This window comes from Streptomyces sp. NPDC058773 (assembly GCF_042746015.1).
Classification (GTDB): Bacteria; Actinomycetota; Actinomycetes; order Streptomycetales; family Streptomycetaceae; genus Streptomyces.
In genome coordinates this window covers 17,505-39,376 of record NZ_JBHYPE010000020.1, presented here as the reverse complement: position 1 = coordinate 39,376, position 21,872 = coordinate 17,505, and the positions used below count along the sequence as shown (strand labels likewise).

Sequence of the window (21,872 nt, the reverse complement as noted above, 5' to 3'; positions counted from 1 at the left end):
TGTCCTCCCGGCTGGCTTGCCGGTTGTTGATGAGGACGTGCCCGGAGCCTAAATGGTTCATGCCTCGAAGGGAACGTGATGTGCACGTCACCCGGACGTCACCCCAACGAGGTATCGAACGTACGAACGAAATTCTACTACCATGGCCATGCGTACGGGTGGCGTCACATCGGCTCTACCAGGCCTCGGTACGCTCTGACCGGCGACACCGCCACAACCGAGTCCGCGGAATGCGGGCTGCCAGAAATTCAGCGAGGAGCGAACCGCGTGACCGCCGAGATGTCCGTGCCGTCCACCGCAGTGCTGACCGGGGCAGACCGGGACGGATCCAACTACACCGCGCGGCATCTGCTCGTCCTCGAGGGGCTCGAAGCCGTCCGCAAGCGCCCCGGCATGTATATCGGCTCCACGGACAGCCGGGGACTGATGCACTGCCTCTGGGAGATCATCGACAACTCGGTCGACGAGGCTCTGGGCGGCTATTGCGACCACATCGAGGTGATCCTCCACGACGACGGGTCGGTGGAGGTCAGGGACAACGGGCGAGGCATCCCCGTCGATGTCGAGCCCAAGACCGGTCTCAGTGGCGTCGAGGTCGTGATGACCAAGCTGCACGCCGGCGGAAAGTTCGGCGGCGGCTCGTACGCGGCCTCCGGCGGTCTGCACGGCGTCGGTGCCTCGGTCGTCAACGCGCTGTCGGCCCGACTGGATGTCGAGGTGGACCGGAGCTCCAAGACGCACTCGATCAGCTTCCGTCGCGGCGTCCCCGGCATCTTCACCGAATCGGGGCCCGACGCCCCCTTCGACCCGGGCAACGGCCTGCTCAAGGGCAAGCGGATCGCCAAGACGAAGACCGGCACCCGGGTGCGTTACTGGGCCGACCGGCAGATCTTCCTCAAGGACGCCAGGCTCTCCCTGGAGACCCTGTACGCCCGTGCCCGCCAGACGGCCTTCCTCGTACCGGGCCTGACCCTCGTGGTCCGTGACGAGCGCGGCATCGACGGCGCCGGAAAGACCGAAGAGACGTTCCGCTACGACGGCGGCATCAGCGAGTTCTGCGAGTACCTCGCGCAGGACAAGGCCGTCTGCGATGTGCTCCGGCTGAACGGCCAGGGCACGTTCAAGGAGACCGTGCCGGTCCTCGATGACCGCGGCCACATGACACCGACCGAGGTCACCCGGGAACTGGGCGTCGATGTCGCGCTGCGCTGGGGCACCGGCTACGACGCGACGATCAAGTCGTTCGTCAACATCATCGCGACGCCCAAGGGCGGCACCCATGTCTCCGGTTTCGAGCGGTCGGTCACCAAGACCGTCAATGAGGTGCTGCGGTCGAGCAAGCTGCTGAGGGTCGCCGAGGACGACGTCGTCAAGGACGACGCCATGGAGGGCCTCACGGCCGTTGTGACCGTCCGGCTCGCGGAGCCGCAGTTCGAGGGGCAGACCAAGGAGGTGCTCGGTACCTCCGCCGCGTCACGGATCGTCGCCCAGGTGGTGAGCCGGGAACTCAAGGCGTTCCTGACCTCCACGAAGCGGGACGACAAGCAGCAGGCGCGCGCCGTCCTGGAAAAGGTCGTCGCCGCGGCCCGGACGCGGATCGCCGCCCGTCAGCACAAGGAGGCCCAGCGGCGGAAGACGGCTCTCGAGTCCTCCTCGCTGCCGGCCAAGCTCGCGGACTGCCGCAGCGACGACGTCGACCGCAGCGAGCTGTTCATCGTCGAGGGTGACTCGGCGCTGGGCACCGCCAAGCTCGCGCGGAACTCGGAGTTCCAGGCCCTGCTGCCGATCCGCGGCAAGATCCTCAATGTCCAGAAGTCCTCGGTCTCGGACATGCTCAAGAACGCCGAGTGCGGCGCCATCATCCAGGTCATAGGGGCCGGATCGGGCCGCACCTTCGACATCGACACCGCCCGTTACGGCAAGGTCATCTTCCTGGCCGACGCGGACGTCGACGGTGCCCACATCCGCTGCCTGCTGCTGACCCTCTTCCAGCGCTACATGCGCCCGATGGTCGAGCAGGGCCGGGTTTTCTCCGCCGTCCCGCCGCTGCACCGTGTCGAGCTGATCAGCCCCAAGAAGGGCCAGGAGAAGTACATCTACACCTACTCGGACAACGAACTGCGCCAGACCCTGCTTGAACTCCAGCGCAAGAAGGTCCGCTACAAGGACAGCATCCAGCGCTACAAGGGTCTGGGTGAGATGGACGCCGACCAGCTCGCCGAGACGACCATGGACCCGCGCCACCGCACCCTGCGTCGCATCAACATCAGCGATCTCGAAGCGGCGGAGAAGGCCTTCGACCTCCTCATGGGCAACGAAGTCGCCCCCCGTAAGGAGTTCATCACCAACTCCGCATCCACTCTGGACCGTTCGCGCATCGACACCTGAGGGGCCGCAGCTCCTGACGGGCGCCTCTCCACTCCTGGGTGGAGAGGCGCCCGTCGTGGTTCCTCGGAGGCGGCCCGGCTGCTGATCCGGCGCGGCGTCGACCGTGAAGCCGACCGTGATCAGTTTCTGGGGTAAGTGGCGGCGTGCTGGAGAATGCCCCTGGAAGGGCTGCAGGGCGCCCGTGAGGCGCTTTCTGTGCCGCGCGGGGATCCGGGGGCCGGTCGAGGGGTTCTGTGCCGTCTGGTCGCCACTGGGGGCGTTCCGTGGCGCGTGGTGGGCGGGGCAGCTTTGGGCCCCGGCCATCCACTACGCGTACCACCACGGTCCCCCACAGCCGCCCAGGTCACCCCATCACCTGATGGGGTGAAGGATTCACAATGAAGCGTCCAGGATCTTCCTTTCTGTCCACCCTTGGGCCGCACGGACAACAGACCCGTGCATCAAGGAGAGTTCGGTGGACAAGCAGGACGGCCACTCGGCCGGTGAGCCAGGGGCCCTACAGCTCGACGACCCCTGGTACGACGCTCTCGCCTTCGAGTGGGGCGAACGGGACGATGCGGTGGCGACAACGGGTGGACAAGGCGGCACGCAGCCACCGCCGCCGGCGCCGCAACCGCGGTCCGCGCCGCACGACGAGGTCTATCTGGCCGTGCAGCGAAGCACGGCCTTCCAGGAAGTGCGCCGCCGCTACCGGCGGTTCGTCCTGCCCGGCACGGTGGTCTTTCTGGGCTGGTACCTCGCCTATGTGATCGCGGCGACCGCTGCGCCGGACCTGATGGCCCACCGCGTCGCCGGGGCCCTGAACGTCGCGATGCTTGCCGGACTCGGCCAGTTCGCCACCACCTTCCTGCTCACCTGGGCGTACGCGCGTCATGCCCGGCTGCGCAGGGACAGCGCGGCGCTCGACATCCGCTGGGAAACCCAGGAACTGACCGGAGGGAACATCCGGTGACCGGTGACCACCAGACCCTCGCGCTGCTCCTGTTCAGTGCGTTCATCGCCGTCACCCTGGCGATCACCACCTGGGTGAGCCGCCGCAGAAGCGGTTCCACCGAGGAGTTCTACGCAGGCGGCAGACTCTTCTCACCCATGGAAAACGGTTTCGCCATCGCGGGGGACTACATGTCCGCCGCCTCCTTCCTCGGGATTTCCGGACTGATCGCCCTCTACGGGTACGACGGCCTGCTGTACTCGGTCGGCTTCCTCGTCGCCTGGCTCATCGTTCTGTTCCTCGTCGCCGAACTGGTCCGCAACTGCGGAAGGTTCACCCTCGCCGACGTCGTCGCCGCGCGGATGCGGGTACGCCCGGTCCGCATCGCGGCAGGCGCGGCCTCCGTCACCGTGTCCGTGCTCTACCTGGTGGCGCAAATGGTGGGCGCCGGCAGCCTCGTCGCCCTGCTCGTGGGGGGCGCCGGGCAGCAGGCCCGTACCTGGATGGTGATCGGAGTCGGTGCCCTGATGGTGGTCTATGTCGCCTTCGGCGGCATGCGGGCCACGACCTGGATCCAGGTCGTCAAAGCCGTACTCCTCATGGGCGGCGCCGTCGCCCTGACCGTCCTGGTACTGCTTCGCTTCCACGGCGACATCAACGAACTGCTGAGCACGGCCGCGGAACGCAGCGGTCATGGCCGCGACTTCCTCACGCCCGGCCTCAAATACGGCGCTGACTGGACCTCGCGGCTTGACTTCATCAGCCTCGGTATCGCCCTCGTACTGGGCACGGCCGGGCTGCCGCACATCCTGTCCCGCTTCTACACCGTCCCGACGGCACGTGCCGCCCGTCGCTCGGTCGTGTGGTCCATCGGTCTGATCGGTGGCTTCTACCTGATGACCATCGTGCTCGGGTTCGGTGCTGCCGCAGTACTCGGCAGTGATGCCGTCCGGGCGTCCAATACGGCAGGCAACACCGCTGTCCCGCTGCTCGCCCTCGACCTGGGAGGCGGGGCCGGTTCGACCGGAGGGGCGGTGCTCTTCGCCGTGGTGGCCGCGGTCGCGTTCGCCACCATCCTGGCCGTGGTCGCCGGCATCACGCTCGCGTCGTCGGCCTCTGTGGCACACGACCTCTATGCCTCGCTACGACGGCCGCGTGGTACGGGGCAGGATGCTCAGCGTGCCGAGGTGGCCGTGGCGCGCATCGCGGCGGTGGCCGTCGGCGCGGTCGCCATCGGCCTCGCCCTGCTCGCGCAGGACTTGAACGTGGCCTTCCTGGTGGGGCTGGCGTTCGCCGTCGCCGCGTCGGCCAATCTGCCGGTGCTGCTGTACACGCTCTTCTGGCGCCGGTTCACGACCAGGGGCGCGGTCTGGTCCGTATACGGCGGTCTGATCCCTGCGGTCACCCTGGTTGTCCTCTCACCGGTGGTCTCCGGCAGCTCGGAGTCACTCTTCCCGGGGCTGGACTTCGCCGTCTTTCCGCTCGACAACCCCGGTGTCGTATCGATCCCGCTGGGTTTCCTGATGGGCTGGCTGGGAACGGTGCTCTCCCCGGAGGCCGCGGACAAGGCACGGCATGCGGAGACGGAGGTGCGGGCGCTCACGGGGGCGGGGGCAGCGTAGAGCGTGCTTGTAGGGGCGAGTGGCGGGCATGCCCCGAGGCCGGGTGACGAGAGGGGGCGCGGCGTGGCAATCGTGCTACCCGCGCCTGCTCCCGCCCCGCCCTCTGTGTGACCGTGCTGAAGACCTAGACCCACTCGTAGCGGTGCTCGGGGCGGCCGGTCTCGCCGTACCTGAGCGTGAGGCGTACCCGCCCGGCGCGTTCCAGGAGTTTGAGGTAGCGCTGGGCGGTCTGCCGGCTCAGCCCCGCCTGCACGGCGACGTCCTGGGCCGACAGCGGGGCATCCGCGGAGCGCAGCACCGAGCGGACGCGGTCGGCGGTGGCAGTGGAGTGTCCCTTCGGCAACTCGGCGGAGCCGGCATTGGCAGCTCCCAATGCTCCGAAGATCCGGTCCACTTCGGACTGCTCCGCCTGCCCGCCGCCGGCGAAAGTGCGGTGCAGCGCCGCGTAACCTTCCAACTTGGAGCGCAAGCCGGCGAAGGTGAACGGCTTGACCAGATACTGCAGCGCGCCATGGCGCATCGCCGCCTGGACGGTTGCGACGTCGCGAGCCGCGGTCACCATGATCACGTCGGTGAGAAGACCACGACGCCTAAGCTCGCCGACCAGTTGGAGCCCCGTTCTGTCGGGCAGGTAGTGGTCCAGAAGGATCAGGTCGACGGGGTGTGTCTCAACGGCGGCAAGGGCCTCTTCAGCGGTGTGTGCCACGCAACTGACGCGGAACCCGTCGACTTTGGCGACATAGGCCGCATTGATCTTCGCGACGTGCACATCGTCGTCCACGACCAGTACATCGATCATCGGCCGGCCTCCGAAGCGCCTTCGGGGCGGCGCGAGCCCGCCGCGGCCCACCCGGTGGTGCGGGGTCCCGTAATTGCTGTCTGCGGGGCTGCTTCATGGGGCTCCGGAAGCTCATCGGACAGTGCGTCGGGCACTGTCACGGTGAACACCGCGCCGCCGCCGGGGCGTTCGCCGACCTCAGCGCTGCCTCCGTAGCGCTCGGCGAGTCGGCGTACGAGTGCCAGGCCGATACCGCGCTGCCCATGGGCAGGTGGCTCCTTGGTCGTCCATCCTTCGGTGAAGATTTCCGCGCGACGTTCTTCGGGTACGCCTGGTCCGTTGTCGCTGACGCGGACGACGGCAGTACGGCCGTCAGTGCGGATCTCCGTCTCCAGTTGGGCGTCGCGTTCGCCCGATGTGGCATCCAGGGCGTTGTCGATGAGGTTCCCGAGGATGGTGACCAGGCTCGGCGGGTCGACCAGACGGTCGGGCAGGTGTGTCCCGGGGGAGATGCTCAAGGACGCGCCGCGTTCGGTGGCGACGGTCGCCTTGCCTACCAAGAGGGCGGCCAGCAGCGGATCATGGATGCATTCGGTGACCTGCTCGGCCGTCGCGCGATGCACGCCCACCGCCTGTGTCACGAACTCGACGGCTTCCTCGTGCAGCCCGAGTTCGAGCAGGCCGAGGAGGGTGTGCAGCCGGTTGGCGTGCTCGTGGTCCTGGGCGCGGAGGGCGTCGATGAGGCCGCGGGTGCCGTCCAGTTCGCGGCCCAGCCGCTCCAGCTCGGTGCGGTCGCGCAGGGTGACCACGGCGCCGCCGTCATCTGTAGGCATGCGGTTCGTCACCAGAACCCGCTGGCCGCTGACGGCCAGCAGGTCCTGCCCTGCAACATGGCCGGCCAGGACCTCGGTGGTGCGGCCCGGCGGCAGGGCTTCTTCCAGGGGTCGTCCGGTGGCCTCGGGGCGGAGGTCCAGGAGGCGCAGCGCCTCGTCGTTCATGAGACGGATGCGGCCATGTCTGTCGAGTGCGAGGAACCCCTCGCGGATGCCGTGCAGCATCGCCTCCCGCTCCGCGAGCAGCGCGGAGATGTCGGAGAAGGCCAGATCGTGGGTACGCCGCTGGAGGCGGCGGGAGACGAGATAGGCGGCCAGAGCGCCTACGGCGAGTGCTCCACCCGCGTAGGCGAGCAGCTGGGGGACGGTCGAGAGCAGCCGTTCCTGCACGCTCTCGTATGCGATACCGACGGAGACGGCGCCCACGACCTTGCCGTCCTCGTCACGGAGCGGCACCTTGCCGCGCGCGGACCGGCCGAGGGTGCCCTCGTCGATCTGCATGACCTCCTGGCCGGAGAGCGCGGCACTCGGGTCGGTCGAAACGTGCCGTCCGATCTCGTCCGGGTCGGTGTGGGACCAGCGCACACCCCGCCTGTCCATGATCACCACGTATTCGGCACCGGTGGCGGCGCGTATTCGCTCCGCCTCGTTCTGGACGGGGCCGTGCCGTGTCGGACGGGAGGATTCCAGGGCGTCATCGAGGCGTGGATCGGCCGCGGTGGTCTGCGCGATGGAGAGGGCGCGGCGCATCGCCTGGTCGTCGAGCTGTGCACTGAGGGGGGCGAGGAACAGTCCGGTCGCCAGCACCGTGACACCGGCGGCGATGGCCAGCTGCACCATCAGGACCTGGGAGAACACGCGCCGCGGCCAGCCCAGGCGTGGTCGTGTGCGGCGCAGCGTTGCCGTCGCGGCTTCCTGGCCGGCTGGGGCGGTGGCCTTGACGTCTTGTCGACCGCCGGTCGTGAGCCAGACACCCCCCGGCTTTCCGGCGGCGACGCCGGAAGCCGGTGTGCCGGCGGGAAACGGCGCGGGACCCGAGGGCTCTCGGCCGCTCGGGCGTGGAACCGACTCTTCCCTTTCGCCCATACGAACGAACAGTAAGCGCGGTCGGCGTCGGGCGGGAATCCCTGATGGGGGGAATTCGGAGGGTCTCCGGGCGGCGACTCGGATGTGAATCCGCGGGCCGCGGGGGATGGTGACCTGCGGCGAATCACTGCGCTCGCTGTTGCTGTTGCCTGGCCCTAGGCGGGCACCAAGATCCCCATGCCATCACGGTCGCCCATGCCATGGCGTCGGCAGCCGAAGCGAGGACGGTGGCGTGACTCACGGCTGCCATGGTCGGCTTGCTCTGCTCGGACTTCTGGCACCCCCTCATCTGTACGCCCCGGGCAGCAGGCAGCGATGCGTCGGTGGTGCCTTCAAGCCGCTGGTTGGTTCGCAGACTGGCTGACGTGGCGAATGTGCAGGTCAGATGTCTGCCAGCAGCGGCCGGGTGAGCGCATGGAGGGGTTATCCACAGGCCTTTCGGGTGCGGAGTGTGCGTGCTTAACCTCGCGTGGTGAAAGCGATGGGCCTTGCGCGGGGTGGTCAGGGGCCGCCAGCGGGGATGAGGCGCGCGGTGGGTGCGCGGGAGGGAGCGGTCAATGGGGTCGGCGGGGGATGGCTTTGGGGCGTGGCGGCATCGGTGGAGGCAGGCGGGTGACGTGCCTTTCGGCCGCCGCGGCACGCCTGCGTGGGGCCGACGCGGTTGGTCACTGCGTTTTGCCTGCCGTCTCACTTGGGCCTGGGGCGCCCCAGCGCCACCGGACGGCACCGGCGAGCCAGGCCGAGGTTCAGGGAGCAGGGACGACCGTCGCCGCCCGGCCGGTCATCGGTCCGGCGAGCGCGAGGCCCCGCACCGACCCGGTGCGGTGGATTCGAAGGTCGATGAAGGGCGCGGCGACTGTCGGGGGAAGTCCGCGGAATCACCTGCCGGCGGTGCAGGCCGTCCCGTGAAGCATGTCGCTCACCGCGGTGACGGAAACAACCGCCATACGCGCCGGTGGACCGAGCGGCGCACCACAGCTAGCGGGCGCCGCAGCACCGTCGGCCCGCTGTTCGACGGTGACCCGCCAGGAGCGCCCGTCGGAGTGCGCGACCGTAGCGGACCAGGCAGGGGAGAGTCCCGCAGCCGTCGTGCTGGAGGGCGTCCGGCTGTCGGCCGCCTTGGGTTCGGGCCACACCGGGTCGGTCCGTACGACGTCGAGTGCGTCCGCCCGGTCCTCCCCGATCAGTTCGCGGACCGCGAGGTCGGCGGCCTGGCCCGGCCGGTCCCAGGCCGAACGCCCACGGCAGTGGTCCCCCGTGATCCGTCCGCCGCGCGCCGCCTCCACGGCCTCCTTGACCAACGGAGCGGAGGCTCGTCCGTAGGCGTAGCCGTAGGGGAGGACGAAAAGGGTGGGGGAGAAGCGGTGGCCGCCGATGTGGGTGACCTCCCAGACCTCGGTTCCGCCGGTGGCGAGCTCGGCGGCGAGCGGCCGGCCGAGCATGGCGCAGCAACGGTCCCGCTTACCGTTGGTGCACACGAGGACCAGCGGCTCACCGATGTACGGCTCCCAGAGGCCGTGATGCTCTCCCGCACCGAGGGCCGTGAAGTCCAGGCCGAGAGCGGCCTGCGGGTCGGTGACGGTGGTTGTCCGGATCCAGGAGCGGCCCGGGGCGGTGTGCGCGACGAAGAGGCGTCGCCTGGATGTGCCGTGGCAGTCGGCGTGGCGTCCCGGCCGCCGGATCAGGGCGATGCGTACGCCCGTCCCCTCTGCCGCGGCCTCAAGGGCCCGGCCGACGTCAGGGTCGAGGTGACTGTCCGTCAGTGCATGGGTTCCCCAGGGGCCTGTTTGCTCAATGAGCAGCCAGGTCCGGGCAGGCGCCGCGGTTCCGGCGAGAGATTCGGCCGATGCACGGGAGGCGGTGGCGCAGGTAGTCACATAGGTGAGCCTAACCTCATTCGCTCGGCGCCGGCTTTCGGGTGTACCTCAAGAGGGCGATGACGGCTGGAATGCCCTGAGGTATTGACTGGGCGGCGCCCCGCGGGAGGTCAGGCGACGCGGATGCGGTCATGTAGATCCCGATGGCGCTATGGCCGGTGCCGTGTCGTCGGTGGACTCGTGGGCCGACCGTCACCGTCACGGCAGCGGTTGTGGCGGGCGGGGGCCGTGGTACTGGCCGGTGGGGCGCATGCGGAGAGGGCGTTCGGCGTATTCCTCCAGGGCGTGGGCGATCCAGCCGGCCGTGCGGGAGACGGCGAAGATGGTTTCGCCTCCCTCGGGCGGCATCCCTGCCGAGACGGTCAGGACGGCCAGGGCCAGGTCGACGTTGGCGTGCAGCTCCGTGTGCCGGGCTGTTGTGCTGATCACTTGGCGGGCGGCCTCCAGGGCGGGGCGGGCCTGCGGCACGTCCTCGAGGAACTGGAAGAGGGCGCGGGCACGTGGGTCCTCGCCTGAGTAGAGAGGGTGACCGAGGCCCGGTACCCGGCGGCCGGCTCGGAGATGGTCGGCGACAACGGCGGCCGCGCTGCCCCGGTCCAGCACCTCCTGCAGCATCCGGTGGGCGAGCCCGCTCGCCGCGCCGTGCAGCACGCCGTCCAGCGCACCGAAGCCGGCCGAGACGATCGCGTACGGGTGGGCGCGGGCGGAGGCGGCGACTCGGACCGCGACGGTCGAGGCGGCGAGGTCGTGGTCGATGAGCAGGACGAGTGCGGCATCCAGTACGCGGAGTGCCGCGGCGTCCGCTGGTTCGGCGGTCAGTCGCGACCAGAGGCGTGAGGCGAGTGAGTCGCCGGCGCGTTGCTCGGGGGCGTGCGACGGCAACGAGTCGACAAGGGTCGGGATGAGGGTGCGCGCCGTCTCGATGACAGTGCCCTCGGACAGATCGAATCGCAGGGGGTCGGCGGCCGCGGCGGCGATCACGGCGACTTGCAGCCGGTCCATCGGGCCGCTGTGGGCCGGGAGGGCCTGTACGGCGCGGCGGGCGGCGGGCAGTGCGTCCCGCGGCGCCGTGAAGCGGATGCCGGGCCGTAGGTCGCCGGTCCACAGCCACTCGGCGATTTCCTCGTAGCTGTAGCGGGCGGCGAGGTCCGAAGTGTCGACGCCGCGGAAGTAGCAGTGGTCGCGGTTGATCAGGGTGATGCCCGTGCGGACCGCCAGCTCGCCACCGGAGGCAGTGGGTTCGCGGCGCCCGGCCCGGCGGGCGAGTGCGTCGACCTCCTTCACGTCGAAGGTGCTGCCACGGCCGCCCGGCTCGCGGCGGCTGGTCAGCTGGCCGCGGCTGACATAGGCATACACCGTCTCCGGCTTCACGCCGAGCCGGTCGGCCGCCTCCCGGGTGCTCAGTCGCTGCCCGCCCGCATCCTGCGCCGTTTCTCGATCCGCCATGAGGTCACCGTATCCAGACCCATCCATATTGATTCAATCAACATTGACAAGTGTTGAGTCAAGCATGGACAGTGGGATCAATATTCGGGTGAGGAAGAGCAAGGAGATCAGCCATGCCGACCGCCGAGGTGAAGGCACCGATCGACGCTCCGCGGGGGCTTGCGGGCGTCATCGTCACCGAGACCCAGCTGGGGGACGTCCGGGGCGCCGAGGGCTTCTACCACTACCGCCAGTACTCGGCCGTCGAGCTGGCCACGGCCCGCACCTTTGAGGACGTCTGGTACCTGATGTTCCATGGGGAGCTGCCCGACGCCGCGCAGCTGGCGGCGTTCACGGCCGAGACCGCCGCCCTGCGCACGCTGCCCGCGGCGGTGCGCGACGCCTTGCCCGCCCTCGCCCGTGCCGGTGCCCTCTCCGGTCCGCTCGCCGGGCTGCGTACCGCGCTGTCGCTGCTCGGCGCGACGGCCGGCTTCCGGCCGCTGTACGACATCGATGCCGGTCGGCGCCGTGCCGACGCGCTTGCCGCCTGCGCCGCCGTACCCACCCTGATCACCACGCTGCACCGGCTCGGCCAGGGCATGCAGCCCATCGAGCCGCGCGCGGATCTCGGTCACGCGGCCAACTACCTCTACATGCTCACCGGCGACGAGCCGGAGCCGGACCGGGTCCGGGCCATCGAGGCGTATCTGATCTCCACCATCGACCACGGTTTCAACGCCTCGACCTTCACCGCACGCGTCATCACCTCCACCGGTGCCGACCTCGCTGCCTGCCTCGTCGGTGCCGTCGGTGCGCTGTCCGGGCCGCTGCACGGTGGTGCGCCCAGCCGCGCACTGGACATGCTCGATGCCATCGGCACCCCCGACCGCATCGATTCCTGGATCCGCGACCGTGTGCTGCGCGGTGACCGGATCATGGGCTTCGGTCACTCCGTCTACCGCACCGAGGACCCGCGCTCCCGGATGCTGCGAGGTATTGCCGAGCGGTTCGGTGGCCCGCTGGTGGAATTCGCCGTCCAGGTGGAGGCGAGGGTCGAAGAGCTGCTCGCCGAGCTCAAGCCCGGTCGTGAGCTGCACATCAATGTGGAGCTCTACGCCGGCGTCGTCATGGAGCTGTGCGGGCTGCCGCGCGAGATGTTCACTCCCACCTTCTGTGCGGCCCGGGTGGTCGGCTGGAGCGCCAACGTCCTGGAGCAGGCCCAGGATTCGAAGATCATCCGACCCGCGGCCCGGTACGTCGGACCGCCTCCGCCGCAGCCGCTGCCCGTCGTCGTGCCCCGCTAGGGCGGGAGCCGGCAAGGGGGCGGGTGCGGGGCCGGACGCGTGCGGTCGGCGGTCCGTTACGATCGGCAGTTCGTCAGCCGCCGGTCTGCGCGGCCCGCCACCCGCTCCATGGAGGCGTCCCCTTGGCCACGCAACAGATCCCGGTCGTCGTGCTCGCGGGCTTCCTCGGATCGGGCAAGACCACCCTGCTCAACCATCTGCTCGGCAACGGCGACGGCACCCGGATCGGTGCGATCGTCAATGACTTCGGCAGCATCGAGATCGACGCCATGACGGTTGCCGGACAGGTCGACTCGATGGTCTCGCTCGGCAACGGCTGTCTGTGCTGCGCGGTTGACACCAGCGAGCTGGACATCTACCTGGAGCGGCTGGCCCGCCCCGCCGCCCGTATCGACGTGATCGTCATCGAGGCCAGCGGGCTGGCCGAGCCGCAGGAACTCATCCGGATGATCCTCGCCAGCGACAACGACCGGATCGTCTACGGCGGGCTGATCGAGGTCGTCGACGCGGCCGAATTCGACGACACCCGGGCCCGGCATCCGGAACTGGACCGGCATGTGGGCATCGCCGACATCGTGGTGCTCAACAAGGCCGACCGCATCGGCGACGCGGCGCGGCGGTCCCTCATGGACACGCTCGCCGGCCTCGCTCCCGGCCGCCCGGTGATCTGCACCGCATACGGGCGGGTCGACCCCGAGCTGTTCTTCGACCGCGGACCGGGCGAGGACCATGACGCCGCCGTCCGCCAGCTGTCCTTCGAGGACCTGCTGCGCGAGGCCGCGGCGAACGGGGCGGCCGCTCACGCCTCCCACGACGCCGATGCCCCTTGCGGCCACCCCGGCGCATGCGGTGACCCCGGCCACACCCACCACACAGGTCACCTCCACGCCGCCTACGAGAGCGTGGAGTTCACCTCCGCCGAGGCGATGCACCCGCGCCGGCTCATGGACTTCCTCGACAGCCGCCCGGCCGGCCTCTACCGCATCAAGGGTTTCGTCCACTTCGACGTACCGGAGAACCGCCAGAAGTTCACCGTGCACGCCGTCGGGGACTTCCTGCGCTTCTATCCCGCGCCGTGGCCCAAGGGCGAGGAGCGGTGCACCCAGCTCGTCATGATCGGCAGCGGTATCGACGCACCGGCCCTGCGCAAGGAGCTGGCGGGCTGCCGGGAGAGCGCACCGTCGGAATCCGATCCGAACAGCATGTGGGGCGTGCTGCGGTACGTGGCAGCACGCGAGGAGGCCGGAGACGGGTGACGCCGCCGGACCGGTTCTCCACCGGCCCGACGGCGTCGGAACCTCTACCGCTGCCGGCGGCTACACCGGCCCCGCCAGCGTCGCCACCCGCTTCGCCAGCGGCACTCCCGAGCCGTCCCGGCGCGGGTCCACCTCCGGCAGCTCGACCGGATTGCCCTTGGCGTCCGCGGCCCGTACCGGAGCCGGCCCGGCCCACGCCTGCGTCAGACAGTCCTCGCCCTTCAGGAACCGCTGGCAGCGCACACCGCCGGTCGCCCGCCCCTTGCGCGGGTACTGGTCGAACGGGGTGAGCTTGGCCGTCGCGACCGAGTCGTCCAGCGTGCCGTGCGAGCCCGCGACCGTGAACACCATGGCGTCGACGGCCGGATCGACCGCGGCGAACCAGATCACCTTTGCGCCCTCGCCCAGCTTGATGCCTGTCATGCCGCCCGCCGGCCGGCCCTGCGCCCGTACCTGCGACGACGGATAGCGCAGCAGCTGCGCCTCATTGGTGATGAAGACCAGGTCCTCCTCACCGGTGCGCAGCTCGACCGCGCCCACGATGCGGTCGCCGTCCCGGAGGGTGATGACCTCCAACTCCTCCTTGTTGGCGGGGTAGTCGGGTACCACCCGCTTGACGACGCCCTGCTCCGTGCCGAGAGCCAGACCCGGCGAGGACTCGTCCAGCGTGGTCAGACAGATCAGGTCCTCGCCGTCCTCCAGGGTGAGGAACTCCGAGAGCTGCGCTCCACCGGAGAGGCTGGGCGCGGCCGCGGTCTCCGGGAGCTGCGGCAGATCGATCACCGAGATCCGCAGCAGCCGGCCCAGGGACGTCACCGCGCCCACCTCGCCACGGGTCGTCGCCGGCACCGCCGAGACGATCACATCGTGCTTGACGCGCTTGGCATCGACGTCGAAGGGCATGTCCCCGGTGACCGTCCGCGCCAGCAGGCCCGTGGAGGACAGCAGTACCCGGCACGGGTCGTCGGAGACCTCCAGCGGCACCGCGCCGACCGAGGTGCCCGCCGACTCCAGCAGGACCGTCCGCCGGTCCGTGCCGTACTTCTTCGCGACCGCGGCCAGCTCGCCGGAGACCAGCTTGCGCAGCTCGGCGTCCGACTCCAGGATCCGCGTCAGCTTCTCGATCTCCTCGTTCAGCCGGTCACGCTCGGACTCCAGCTCGATACGGTCGAACTTGGTCAGCCGGCGCAGCGGGGTGTCGAGGATGTACTGCGTCTGGATGTCGCTCAGCGAGAAGCGTTCGATCAGCCGCTCCTTGGCCTGCGCGCTGTTCTCGCTGGAGCGGATCAGGCGGATGACCTCGTCGATGTCCACCAGGGCCGTGAGCAGGCCCTCGACCAGGTGGAGACGGTCGCGCCGCTTGGTCCGCCGGAACTCGCTGCGCCGGCGCACCACCTCGAAGCGGTGGTCGACATAGACCTCCAGCAGCTCCTTGAGGCCCAGCGTCAGCGGCTGGCCGTCCACCAGCGCGACGTTGTTGATGCCGAAGGACTCCTCCATCGGCGTGAGCTTGTAGAGCTGCTCCAATACGGCCTCGGGGTTGAAGCCGTTCTTGACCTCGATCACCAGCCGGAGGCCGTGCTCGCGGTCGGTGAGGTCCTTGACGTCCGCGATGCCCTGGAGCTTCTTCGAACCGACCAGGTCCTTGATCTTGGAGATGACCTTCTCGGGACCGACGGTGAAGGGGAGTTCGGTGACGATCAGGCCCTTGCGACGGGCGGTGACGTTCTCCACGGTCGCCGTCGCACGGATCTTGAACGTGCCACGGCCCTTCTCGTACGCGTCCCGTACGCCGCCGAGTCCCACGATCCGGCCGCCCGTCGGCAGATCCGGACCCGGCACGAAGCGCATCAGGGTGTCGAGATCGGCGTTGGGGTGCTTGATCAGGTGGCGGGCCGCGGCGATGACCTCACCGAGGTTGTGCGGCGGCATGTTTGTCGCCATACCGACGGCGATACCGGACGCGCCGTTGACGAGGAGGTTCGGATACGCGGCGGGGAGGGCGACCGGTTCCTGTTCCTGGCCGTCGTAGTTCGGTGAGAAGTCGACGGTGTCCTCGTCGATGGACTCCGTCATCAGGGATGTGGCGGACGCCATCCGGCACTCGGTGTACCGCATCGCGGCGGGCGGGTCGTCATTGCCCAGCGAACCGAAGTTGCCGTGGCCGTCCACCAGGGGCACCCGCATGGAGAACGACTGCGCCATGCGCACCAGGGCGTCGTAGATCGACGCGTCGCCGTGCGGGTGGAGCTTACCCATCACCTCGCCGACGACGCGGGCGCACTTGACGTAGCCGCGGTCGGGGCGCAGCCCCATCTCGTTCATCTGGTACAGGATGCGGCGGTGCACGGGCTTGAGACCGTCGCGGGCGTCCGGCAGGGCGCGCGAGTAGATGACCGAATACGCGTACTCGAGGAAGGAACCCTGCATCTCGTCGACGACGTCGATGTCGAGGATCCTCTCCTCGAAGTCGTCCGGAGGCGGGGTCTTCGTGCTGCGGCGGGCCATCGCGGCTGCGGCTCCTTCTGCTGCGTCTACTGCCGAGGTCGGGGGGCGACATCGGACCAACGGTCAACCAGTCGGGTCAACCACCTGGGGATCAACCCGCGAGTATGTCTGAGTCTGACGCGGACCATTGTGGACCGCCGCACTGACAACGCCGACCGCGACTCCCCCTTCGGCTACCGCGGGCGCCGGGCGCGCGTACGTTCGGGCCGGTCGGACGGGAACTTCGCCAGATGCCGACGCGCTTGCATACAGTGACAGAACTTCCTCGCAAGCGGATCGAAGGGACGTACATGCCCATGGGTCACACGGCCACAGAACAAGCCGGGTCCGGCGGCCTGACAGCAACCGAGCACCGGCTGGCCAACGGCCTGCGCGTGGTGCTCTCCGAAGACCACCTGACCCCGGTCGCAGCGGTCTGCCTGTGGTACGACGTCGGCTCCCGCCACGAGGTGAAGGGCCGTACCGGCCTGGCTCACCTCTTCGAGCACCTGATGTTCCAGGGTTCCGCGCAGGTGAAGGGCAACGGCCACTTCGAGCTGGTGCAGGGCGCCGGCGGCTCGCTCAACGGCACCACGAGTTTCGAGCGCACCAACTACTTCGAGACCATGCCGGCCCACGAGCTGGAGCTCGCGCTCTGGCTGGAGGCGGACCGGATGGGCTCGCTGCTGACCGCGCTCGACGAGGACTCGCTGGAGAACCAGCGCGACGTCGTCAAGAACGAGCGCCGCCAGCGCTACGACAACGTCCCCTACGGCACGGCCTTCGAGAAGCTGACGGCCATGGCGTACCCCGAGGGCCACCCGTATCACCACACGCCCATCGGGTCGATGGCCGATCTGGACGCGGCCTCCCTGGAGGACGCGCGGGCGTTCTTCCGTACGTACTACGCGCCCAACAACGCCGTCCTGTCGGTCGTCGGCGACATCGACCCCGAGCGGACGCTCGCCTGGATCGAGAAGTACTTCGGTTCGATCCCCTCGCACGACGGCAAGCAGCCGCCCCGCGACGGCACCCTGCCCGACGTCATCGGCGGCCAGCTGCGTGAGGTCATCGAGGAGGAGGTGCCCTCCCGTGCCCTGATGGCGGCCTACCGCCTGCCGCACGACGGCTCCCGTGAGGCGGACGCGGCGGACCTGGCGCTGACCGTTCTGGGCGGCGGCGAGTCCTCCCGCCTGTACAACCGGCTGGTGCGCCGCGACCGCAGCGCCGTCGCCGCCGGCTTCGGCCTGCTGCGGCTGGCCGGGGCCCCCTCGCTGGGCTGGCTGGACGTGAAGACGTCCGGCGGGGTCGAGGTTCCCGACATCGAGCGGGCGGTCGACGAGGAGCTGGCGCGCTTCGCCGCCGAGGGGCCGACCCCGGAAGAGATGGAGCGGGCGCAGGCCCAGCTGGAGCGCGAATGGCTGGACCGGCTGGCCACGGTCAGCGGCCGCGCCGACGAACTGTGCCGCTACGCCGTCCTGTTCGGCGACCCGCAGCTCGCGCTGACCGCCGTGCAGCGCGTCCTGGACATCACCCCCGAGGAGGTGCAGGCCGTCGCCAAGGCCCGGCTGCGCCCCGACAACCGTGCGGTGCTCGTCTACGAGCCCACCGAGCCCACCGAGCCGACCGACGCCGCCGACACCGAGGAAGGGGAGGCGGACCAGTGAGCGACGCCACCACCCACGCCGATTCCCCCGTGAGTGCCATGGACTTCCACCCGCAGCCCCAGGGGGGCGCGCCCAAGCCGTGGGCCTTCCCGGCCCCCGAGCGCAGCCAACTGCCCAACGGGCTCACCCTCCTGACCAGCCACCGCCCCGGCCAGCAGGTCGTCGCCGTCGAGATCAACCTCGTCGCGCCGCTGGACGCCGAGCCCGAGGGCCTGGACGGCGTCGCCACGATCATGGCGCGGGCGCTGTCCGAGGGCACCGACCGGCATGACGCGGAGGAGTTCGCCGCCGAGCTGGAACGCTGCGGCGCCACCCTGGACGCGCACGCCGACCACCCCGGCGTACGGGTCTCCCTCGAGGTGCCGGCGTCCCGGCTGACCCGTGCGCTCGGCCTGCTCGCCGACGCGCTGCGGGCGCCCGCCTTCCCGGAGAGCGAGATCGAGCGGCTGGTCCGCAACCGTCTCGACGAGATTCCGCACGAGCTGGCCAACCCTGCCCGCCGTGCCGCGATGGCGCTGTCCCGGGAGCTGTTCCCGGACACCGCCCGTATGTCGCGGCCCCGGCAGGGCACCGAGGAGACCGTCGCCCGTATCGACGCGGCCGCCGTCCGCGCCTACTACGACGCCCATGTACGGCCCGCCACGGCCACCGCCGTCATCGTCGGTGACTTCACCGGCGTCGACCTCGCCGCGGCGCTCGCCGACACCCTCGGCGCCTGGACCGCCTCCACGGCCGAGCCGCTGAAGGCCGCGCCGATCGTCGCCGACGACAGCGGCCGGGTGGTGATCGTGGACCGCCCCGGCGCCGTCCAGACGCAGCTGCTCATCGGCCGGATCGGGGCCGACCGGCACGACCGGGTGTGGCCCGCGCAGGTCCTCGGCACGTACTGCCTGGGCGGCACCCTCACCTCCCGTCTGGACCGTGTGCTGCGGGAGGAGAAGGGCTACACCTATGGGGTGCGCGCCTTCGGCCAGGTGCTCCGCTCCACCGCCCCCGGCTCCCCCGAGGGGGCCACGGGCGCCGCGCTGCTCGCCATCAGCGGCTCCGTGGACACCGGCTCCACCGGCCCGGCGCTCGAGGACCTGTGGAAGGTGCTGCGCACCCTCGCGGCAGAGGGGCTGACGGACGAGGAGCGGGATGTCGCCGTGCAGAACCTCGTCGGAGTCGCGCCCCTGAAGTACGAGACCGCGGCGGCCGTCGCCGGCACCCTCGCCGACCAGGTGGAGCAGCAGCTCCCGGACGACTTCCAGGCGCAGTTGTACGCCCGGCTCGCGGAGACCGGTACGGTCGAGGCCACCGCGGCGGCGGTCAGCGCCTTCCCCGTCGACCGGCTGGTGACGGTCCTGGTGGGCGACGCGGCGCAGATCGCCGAGCCGGTCAAGGCGCTGGGCATCGGTGAGGTGACCGTCGTCAGCGGCTGATCCCCGCCGTATGACGGACGGTCATATGCCGACATGGCGGCTCCCGTGGCACTGGTTCGTCACGGGAGCCGCCGTATGTCCGGTTTATCTCGGCTGGTGCACCGGTTCTTGTGGCATCCCGCACAAAAAACCGGTTCTGTTTGCCGATTGAAAGTTGCCCCGTTTAGCGTCGGTCCGGCTGTTCGTCACAAGTCCGCCACAACAGTGGCACCGGGCAGTCATCGCCGAGTCCCCGGACGGCGCGAGCCAGGGGAGCCGGGGACCCATATGTCCCGTGGGGTGAATCGGGCTCCTCTCCGAGGAGGCCGTAGGAGACCTTCCTGCTCCGAACCCGTCAGCTAACCCGGTAGGCGAGAAGGAGGGAAAGGACCAGCCAGCACATGGCGTTCATCCGTGCCACCGGGAAGCACCGCCGCACGAGCCGTCCCGTTCGGACGACCCGCAACATCGCCGGCATAGCCACCATCGCGGCCGGTGGTGTGGTTGCGTCCGTGGCCTCGCCGGCGCTGGCCGCGACGGAGGAGGCGGCCGCCCACGACACCGGGCTGCAGCAGGCTGTCGTGATCGGTGACGAGCTCGCCAACCGTGTCGAGGCGCAGGCCGACGCGCAGCAGGCCGAAGCCGAGGTCGCCGCGGCGCGGGCGAAGGCCGAGGCCGTCGCCAAGAAGCAGGCCGACGAGGCCAAGCGGCGCGCCGAGGCGGCGAAGAAGAAGGCCAAGGCCGCCCACGAGGCCAAGGTCCGGGCCGCCCGCGAGGCGGAGCGCAAGCGCCTCAACGCCTTCGTCGCCCCCATTGCCGACTCCTACGTCTCCACCGCCTACAAGGCCTCCAGCGGCCTGTGGTCCTCCGGCAGCCACACCGGCATCGACTTCCACGCCGCCTCCGGCACCAGCGTCCACGCGGTCGGCTCGGGCACTGTCGTCGAGGCCGGCTGGGGCGGTTCGTACGGCAACAACATCGTGATCAAGATGAACGACGGCACGTACACCCAGTACGGCCACCTGTCGTCGATCGGCGTCTCGGTCGGCGAGAAGGTCACCCCGGGCCGGCAGATCGGCCTCTCCGGCGCCACCGGCAACGTCACCGGCCCGCACCTGCACTTCGAGGCCCGCACCGGCCCCGACTACGGATCGGACATCGACCCGATCGCGTACCTGCGCGGGCACGGCGTCAACGTCTGATCCCCCTCTCGCCGGTGCCGCGCCCCGCAGGGCCCCGCGCCGCACGCCGAGCGTCCTTCCCGAGCCCCGGTCCCCCGGCCGGGGCTTCGGCGTATCCGGGACCGGTGGGTCCGCACCGGGTGGCGCCGGTGGCCCGCGACTTCCGGCCAAAAAATATCCCTGAATAACCCCGCGCCGTCGGAAAAGCCGGGCCGGTCGAATAGAGTCACGGAAAAGTCGCCGACCGGCGGCGCTTCCAGGGGATTACGGCGGAGGCTCGGAAGATGCGAGGCCATATTTCCGCGCATGCGGTGTGCACGGCGATTCGCGACGACATTGTCTCCGGTGCGCTGGCGCCGGGGAGCCGGCTGATCGAGGAGATCCTGGCGGCCCGTTACGGCGTCTCCAGGGTGCCGGTCCGTGAAGCACTGCGCACCCTGCAGTCCGAGGGCTTCGTCACCACCCGCCACCACGCGGGCGCCTGCGTCGCCGAGCCCACCGAGCAGGAGGCCGCCGATCTCCTGGACATCCGCGCCCTGTTGGAGCCGCTGGGCGCCGCCCGCGCGGCCACCCGCCGCAGCCCGGCCCACCTCAAGGTGCTCCGCGGCCTCGTACGGCTCGGCCGCGAGCGGGCCCGGCACGGCAACCTCGCGGATCTGCGCCAACTGGACGACTGGTTCCACGAAACGCTTGCCCAGGCGGTCGGCAGTCCCAGCCTGACGGCGCTGCTGACCCAGCTGCGGCGCAAGATCGAGTGGATGTACGCGGTGGAACCGCCGTCCCGGGCCGGTGAGTCCTGGGACGAACACGGCGCGGTGCTGGACGCGGTGGCCCGGGGAGACGCGGAACGGGCGCGCGCCCTGATGGCGGCTCATGTCGAGCGCTCGCTCCCGGTCCACCGGCTGCGGCGCCCCGCCGGGACCGAGGTGAGGGATCCGAAACCGCCCGTCAATACGGCACGCGCCCTCCCTTAACAATCGCCCCGTATACAAAGAATTGCAAAGAAGCGCAAAGAAATGCGGAATGGACTGTGGCGGTGTGCCGGTACCTGATTCGCTCCGCGGCTGCATTTGGCATGCCTTTTTACCGCACCGTGTGCGCTCATTGGTCTGCCCTTTTCCTGACGTGTCCCGGAGGGCGGTCGCCCGGAAATTCCGTGCACCTCTCCGGTGCCGCACAGTGAAACGGCCCCGCCGCGGCGACCGGCCAGGTCGCCACGGCGGGGCCGTCGCACGCAGTGGAAGTCCTGGCGGACTCAGACGGTCTCGGGGAGCTCCTCGAGACCCTCGGCGACGAGCTTGGCCAGACGGTCGAGCGCCGCCTCGGCACCCTCGGCGTCGGAGGCCAGCACGATCTCCTCGCCGCCCTGGGCGCCCAGCCCGAGGACCGCGAGCATGGAGGCCGCGTTGACGGGGTTGCCATCGGCCTTGGCAATCGTCATCGGGATGCCCGAGGCGGTGGCCGCACGGACGAAGATCGACGCGGGGCGGGCGTGCAGGCCCTCGGCCCAACCGACATTGACGCGGCGCTCTGCCATGGTGTTGCCCTTCACAGTCGTGACAGTTGTCTAGACCAGTCTCTCACGCTGCCGGGCGTGGTCCACCGGCGCTGCGTCCTGGCTGCGGCGGCCCGCGGAG

The 21,872-nt window shown here is 70.0% G+C and carries 15 protein-coding genes and 1 riboswitch; of the genes, 9 read left to right on the top strand and 6 right to left on the bottom strand.

Annotation, left to right across the window (positions count from 1 at the left end; translation table 11 throughout):
- Positions 1–267 precede the first annotated feature (267 nt).
- The 3 genes from ACFW5B_RS19085 to ACFW5B_RS19075 all read left to right on the top strand — a co-directional run bounded on the left by ACFW5B_RS19085 (position 268) and on the right by ACFW5B_RS19075 (position 4,941).
- On the top strand, positions 268–2,388 hold the full coding sequence (locus ACFW5B_RS19085; protein ID WP_386440427.1) for a type IIA DNA topoisomerase subunit B: 2,121 nt from the start codon (positions 268–270) through the stop codon (positions 2,386–2,388).
- A gap of 454 nt (positions 2,389–2,842) precedes the next feature.
- A complete protein-coding gene (locus tag ACFW5B_RS19080; protein WP_386440424.1) occupies positions 2,843–3,340 on the top strand; it encodes a DUF485 domain-containing protein in 498 nt (165 codons plus the stop codon).
- The gene (locus ACFW5B_RS19075) at positions 3,337–4,941 is read left to right on the top strand and encodes a cation acetate symporter (RefSeq protein WP_386440422.1); all 1,605 of its coding nucleotides are present in this window, start codon (positions 3,337–3,339) and stop codon (positions 4,939–4,941) included. Before ACFW5B_RS19080 ends, ACFW5B_RS19075 begins: the two co-directional genes overlap by 4 nt.
- Positions 4,942–5,065: 124 nt before the next feature.
- Here the strand turns inward: ACFW5B_RS19075 and ACFW5B_RS19070 are convergent, their stop codons facing one another.
- The 4 genes from ACFW5B_RS19070 to ACFW5B_RS19055 form a co-directional block, all read right to left on the bottom strand.
- Entirely contained in the window at positions 5,066–5,740 is a 675-nt protein-coding gene (locus tag ACFW5B_RS19070; RefSeq protein ID WP_386440419.1) for a response regulator, read from the bottom strand.
- Complete coding sequence (locus tag ACFW5B_RS19065) at positions 5,737–7,392, bottom strand: ATP-binding protein (RefSeq protein WP_386440625.1); 1,656 nt, start codon at positions 7,390–7,392, stop codon at positions 5,737–5,739. The genes ACFW5B_RS19070 and ACFW5B_RS19065 overlap by 4 nt, the downstream gene beginning before the upstream one ends.
- Before the next feature lie 1,124 nt (positions 7,393–8,516).
- Positions 8,517–9,515 carry a sucrase ferredoxin gene (locus ACFW5B_RS19060; protein WP_386440416.1) on the bottom strand — a complete coding sequence of 333 codons (999 nt, stop codon included), beginning with the start codon at positions 9,513–9,515 and terminating at the stop codon, positions 8,517–8,519.
- A 198-nt stretch (positions 9,516–9,713) separates the two neighbouring features.
- Positions 9,714–10,961: a citrate/2-methylcitrate synthase gene (locus tag ACFW5B_RS19055; RefSeq protein WP_386440413.1), complete on the bottom strand. Its 1,248-nt coding sequence runs from the start codon at positions 10,959–10,961 to the stop codon at positions 9,714–9,716.
- Between the two features lie 113 nt (positions 10,962–11,074).
- Here ACFW5B_RS19055 and ACFW5B_RS19050 point away from each other — a divergent pair, with 113 nt between their 5' ends.
- Both ACFW5B_RS19050 and ACFW5B_RS19045 read left to right on the top strand, forming a co-directional pair.
- The gene (locus ACFW5B_RS19050) at positions 11,075–12,244 is read left to right on the top strand and encodes a citrate synthase/methylcitrate synthase (RefSeq protein ID WP_386440411.1); all 1,170 of its coding nucleotides are present in this window, start codon (positions 11,075–11,077) and stop codon (positions 12,242–12,244) included.
- A 122-nt stretch (positions 12,245–12,366) separates the two neighbouring features.
- Complete coding sequence (locus ACFW5B_RS19045) at positions 12,367–13,500, top strand: CobW family GTP-binding protein (protein WP_386440408.1); 1,134 nt, start codon at positions 12,367–12,369, stop codon at positions 13,498–13,500.
- Positions 13,501–13,560: 60 nt separating this feature from the next.
- Here the strand turns inward: ACFW5B_RS19045 and ACFW5B_RS19040 are convergent, their stop codons facing one another.
- Positions 13,561–16,008, bottom strand: coding sequence for a DNA topoisomerase (ATP-hydrolyzing) subunit A (locus ACFW5B_RS19040; RefSeq protein ID WP_386440405.1), 2,448 nt, complete (start codon positions 16,006–16,008; stop codon positions 13,561–13,563).
- A 296-nt stretch (positions 16,009–16,304) separates the two neighbouring features.
- On the opposite strand from ACFW5B_RS19040, the gene ACFW5B_RS19035 reads away from it, so the two are divergent.
- The 4 genes from ACFW5B_RS19035 (at position 16,305) to ACFW5B_RS19020 (ending at position 21,209) form a co-directional block, all read left to right on the top strand.
- On the top strand, positions 16,305–17,654 hold the full coding sequence (locus ACFW5B_RS19035; RefSeq protein ID WP_386440622.1) for a M16 family metallopeptidase: 1,350 nt from the start codon (positions 16,305–16,307) through the stop codon (positions 17,652–17,654).
- Positions 17,655–17,692: 38 nt separating this feature from the next.
- A complete protein-coding gene (locus ACFW5B_RS19030; RefSeq protein WP_386440619.1) occupies positions 17,693–19,075 on the top strand; it encodes a M16 family metallopeptidase in 1,383 nt (460 codons plus the stop codon).
- 212 nt (positions 19,076–19,287) lie between these two features.
- A riboswitch (cyclic di-AMP (ydaO/yuaA leader) is annotated at positions 19,288–19,443 on the top strand.
- Positions 19,444–19,455: 12 nt separating this feature from the next.
- Complete coding sequence (locus tag ACFW5B_RS19025; protein ID WP_386440403.1) at positions 19,456–20,256, top strand: M23 family metallopeptidase; 801 nt, start codon at positions 19,456–19,458, stop codon at positions 20,254–20,256.
- A 263-nt stretch (positions 20,257–20,519) separates the two neighbouring features.
- Complete coding sequence (locus tag ACFW5B_RS19020; protein ID WP_386440400.1) at positions 20,520–21,209, top strand: GntR family transcriptional regulator; 690 nt, start codon at positions 20,520–20,522, stop codon at positions 21,207–21,209.
- Between the two features lie 281 nt (positions 21,210–21,490).
- Here the strand turns inward: ACFW5B_RS19020 and ACFW5B_RS19015 are convergent, their stop codons facing one another.
- Complete coding sequence (locus tag ACFW5B_RS19015) at positions 21,491–21,772, bottom strand: HPr family phosphocarrier protein (RefSeq protein ID WP_327688185.1); 282 nt, start codon at positions 21,770–21,772, stop codon at positions 21,491–21,493.
- Positions 21,773–21,872: the final 100 nt, after the last annotated feature.